The 3,621-nt window shown below is 74.0% G+C and carries 3 protein-coding genes and 1 riboswitch; all 3 genes read right to left on the bottom strand.

Translation table 11 applies throughout. The features are described 5' to 3' along the window. Positions 1-778, bottom strand: a 778-nt coding sequence (locus AOK00_RS26065) for an ATP-binding protein (RefSeq protein ID WP_437441447.1), incomplete at its 3' end; no start/stop codon positions are given. Between the two features lie 111 nt (positions 779-889). Continuing rightward, on the bottom strand, positions 890-2,398 hold the full coding sequence (locus AOK00_RS26060) for a cobyric acid synthase (RefSeq protein WP_055602696.1): 1,509 nt from the start codon (positions 2,396-2,398) through the stop codon (positions 890-892). Next, on the bottom strand, positions 2,395-3,372 hold the full coding sequence (locus tag AOK00_RS26055; RefSeq protein WP_055602695.1) for a cobalamin biosynthesis protein: 978 nt from the start codon (positions 3,370-3,372) through the stop codon (positions 2,395-2,397). Before AOK00_RS26055 ends, AOK00_RS26060 begins: the two co-directional genes overlap by 4 nt. Positions 3,373-3,406: 34 nt before the next feature. Then, positions 3,407-3,546, bottom strand: a riboswitch (cobalamin riboswitch). Positions 3,547-3,621: the final 75 nt, after the last annotated feature.

The following is a 3,621-nucleotide window of genomic DNA, read 5'->3' as shown; positions in this document are numbered from 1 at the left end:
GCAGCACGGCGTCGCCGAGCGTCACCCGGGGCAGCAACGCCCGTGCGGTGGCGATCCGTTCGCGCAGCGCGGCCTCGTCCGCGGCCCAGCGCTCGGCGAAGGCGGCGGGGTCGTCCTCGAAGGCGAGCCGCCGCCGGACGACCTCGACGCGCTGCTGCGGGTCGCGCGACGCGGCGACCTCGACGGTCAGCCCGAACCGGTCGAGGAGCTGGGGCCGCAGCTCGCCCTCCTCGGGGTTCATGGTCCCGACGAGCAGGAAGCGGGCGGCGTGCCGTACGGAGACACCCTCACGCTCGACGTAGGAGGACCCCATGGCGGCGGCGTCGAGGAGGTGGTCGATGAGGTGGTCGCTGAGCAGGTTGACCTCGTCGACGTAGAGGATCCCGCGATGGGCGGAGGCGAGGAGCCCGGGCTCGAAGGCCTTGACGCCCTCGCTGAGCGCCTTCTCGATGTCGAGGGAGCCGACGAGCCGGTCCTCGGAGGCGCCGACGGGCAGCTCGACCATCCGCGCGGGCCGCTCGGTGCCGGGCGCCGTCCCGTGCGGGCCGTCGGGGCAGCCGAGGTCGGGCGAGGCCGGGTCGCAGCTGAACCGGCAGCCCGCGACCACCGGAACGGCGGGCAGCAGCTCGGCGAGCGCGCGCACGGCGGTGGACTTGGCGGTCCCCTTCTCACCCCGCACGAGCACACCGCCGACGGCCGGGCTGACGGCATTGAGCAGCAGCGCGAGCCGCAGGTCGTCCATGCCGACGACGGCGGTGAACGGATACCGGGTACTCATCGGCCGGTCACTCCTTCAGATCGCGAATGTTCGAACGACGACCCGAGGCCGCCAGGATTTTCGACACGTCGTACGGGTGGTGCGGGTGGGAACCCGGACGCCGAGCGCGGCTCACGGCGCACCCGGCGGCACGAACGGCAGCCCCGGCGGAGCTCCCTCCTCGATCAACCGCAGCAGCGCGTCCGTGTCCGCGTGCTCCTCGATCAGGTCTCCCAGCCGGTCCAGCTGTTCCTCCCGCAGCGCGCCGAACGAGGTGTCCGGCGCGGGCACGAACCGCCGTCCGGCCGCCGTCGCGACCTCCCGCAGGAACGCCCGCCGGAACCCGTCGCTCTCCAGGGAGCCGTGCCAGTGCGTACCCCACACGGACCCCACCCGACACCCGTCGAGGAAGGGTTCCCCGCCGCGTACCTCCGCGACGCCGTGGTGGATCTCGTACCCCTCCACCGGTTCCCCGAGCGCCGAGCCCACCGGCCGGGCGAGCGTCTTCTCCCGCGCGAACCGCACCCGTACGGGCAGCAGACCGAGCCCGTCGACGGACCCCGCACGGGACTCGACCTCGTCCTCGATGTGTTCGCCGAGCACCTGGAAGCCGCCGCAGACGCCGAGCACCGGGCGGCCCTCGGCGGCCCGTCGAGCCAGGGCGTCGGCGAGCCCGCGCTCCCGCAGCCAGGCGAGCGCCTTGACCGTCCCGCGGGTGCCCGGCACCACGACCAGGTCCGCGTCGACGAGTTCCTCCGCCCGGTCCACGAACCGCACGACGACACCCGGCTCGGCGGCCAGCGCGTCCACGTCCGTGAAGTTGGACATCAGCGGCACCGCGCAGACGGCGACCCGCAGCACGTCCTCACCGACCGGCGGCGCGACGACGGACTCGCGCACCGCGCCCCGCAGGGAGACCCGGAGGCCGTCCTCCTCGTCGATGCCGAGCCCGTGGGCGTACGGCAGGACGCCGAAGGTCCGCCGCCCGGTGAGCCCGTGCAGCATGTCCAGGCCCGGTTCGAGCAGGGTCACGTCACCGCGGAACTTGTTCACGAGGTAGCCCGCGATCAGCTCCTGGTCCTCGGGCGCGAGCAGCGCCGTCGTGCCGAAGAACTGGGCGAAGACCCCACCCCGGTCGATGTCGCCGACCACGACGACGGGCAGCCGCGCGGCCCGCGCGATGCCCATGTTCACGATGTCGGTGCGCCGCAGGTTGATCTCGGCCGGGCTGCCGGCGCCCTCGCAGATCACGGCGTCGTACGTGCTCCGCAGCTCCTCCAGGCACGCGAGCACCGGCTCGAAGAGCTCCTTCTGCCGCCCCCCGTGGTAGCCACGAGCGCTCAGTTCACCGACCGGCTTGCCCATCAGGACGACCTGGCTGGACCGGTCGCTGCCGGGCTTGAGCAGGACGGGGTTCATCAGCGCGGTGGGTTCCACCCGCGCCGCCTGCGCCTGCATGGCCTGGGCGCGCCCGATCTCGGCCCCCTCCCTCGTGACGAAGGAGTTGAGGGACATGTTCTGCCCCTTGAACGGCGCCACCTTCAGTCCCTTGCGGACCAGCCAGCGGCAGATGCCGGCCGTCACGACGCTCTTGCCGGCGTCGGACGTGGTCCCGGCGACGAGCAGTCCCCCACCCCTCATGCGTTCCTCCGCTTCCTGGTCGACGCGGCCAGGGCGCCGATGATCAGCCGGCCGCCCGCACAGGCGGCCAGGGTGAGTCCGGTGACCCGGCGCGACAGGCGTACGGCCCGGTCGATGTCGGTCACCTCGACGGCCCGCCCCTCCCGGTTGAGCACCGGCCGGTGCTCGACCCGGCCGCCGTACGACAGGGTGCCCCCCAGGCGCACGCCGAGGGCGCCCGCGAAGGAGGCCTCGACGGGGCCCGCGTTGGGGCTTGGGTGCTTCGCCGCGTCGGCCCGCCAGGCGTTCAGCGCACCGCGCGGGTCTCCGCCGGCCACCGTCGCGAGGACGGCCGTCAGCCGGGCCCCGGGCCAGCCCGCCACGTCGTCGAGCCGGGCCGAGGCCCAGCCGAAGCGGCGGTGGCGCGGCGACCTGTGGCCGACCATCGCGTCGAGCGTGTTGACGGCCCGGAAGCCGACGAGGCCCGGTACGCCCGCGACCGCGCCCCAGAAGAGGGCGCCGACCACGGCGTCGGAGGTGTTCTCGGCGACCGATTCGACGACCGCGCGGGCCATCGCGGGTCCGTCCAGGGACTGCGGGTCGCGTCCGCAGAGATGCGGCAGCCGCTCCCGGGCGACGTCCAGGTCCCCGGCGGCGAGCGCGCCGCCGATCGCGCGGGCCTCCCGCCCCAGGGTCGTACCGCCGACGACGGCCCACACGGAGGCGGCGGTCAGGGCGAAGGCGGCGGCAGGCCGGTTCCGTACGGCCCGGGCGGCGAGCGCTCCGAGGGCGACGGTGGAGCCGGCGCAGACGGCGGTGTGCAGGGCACCCCAGCCGCGGTGGTCGTGGTGGAGGCGGTTCTCGACCGCGGCGGCCGCCCGGCCGAACGCGGCGACGGGATGTCCGCGGCGGGGATCGCCGAGGAGCAGATCGACGGCGAGACCCGCGGCCGCTCCGTATACGAAGACACCGGTGGTACTGCTGCGGCCGGGCATGGCGCATGTCCTCACTCAGGGTCCGCGCCCTGGATCGACGTGACCGGCGGCGAGAGTTCCTGACTCCCGGACCCTTCGGATCCGGTCACAGTGGCGGGACCGCGCCGGATTCGCACCGGACTTCCTCTACTGCCGCCGTAATGGCCTCGGCAGTCCACCACGGCCCGAGAACAGCCGTCAACTCACCCTTGACCTGCATCGGGTCACTGTGCGAAGCACCACAAACACGGCGGCGGGGCGGTCCGCACC

The sequence above is a fragment of the Streptomyces aureus genome, assembly GCF_001418135.1.
Lineage (GTDB): Bacteria > Actinomycetota > Actinomycetes > Streptomycetales > Streptomycetaceae > Streptomyces > Streptomyces aureus_A.
This window is presented reverse-complemented; position numbering and strand designations above follow the sequence as displayed.

Coding starts and splice junctions, on each gene's coding strand:
- AOK00_RS26055 (WP_055602695.1), bottom strand. CDS start 3,372: ATGCCCGGCCGCAGCAGTACCACCGGTGTCTTCGTATACGGAGCGGCC.
- AOK00_RS26060 (WP_055602696.1), bottom strand. CDS start 2,398: ATGAGGGGTGGGGGACTGCTCGTCGCCGGGACCACGTCCGACGCCGGC.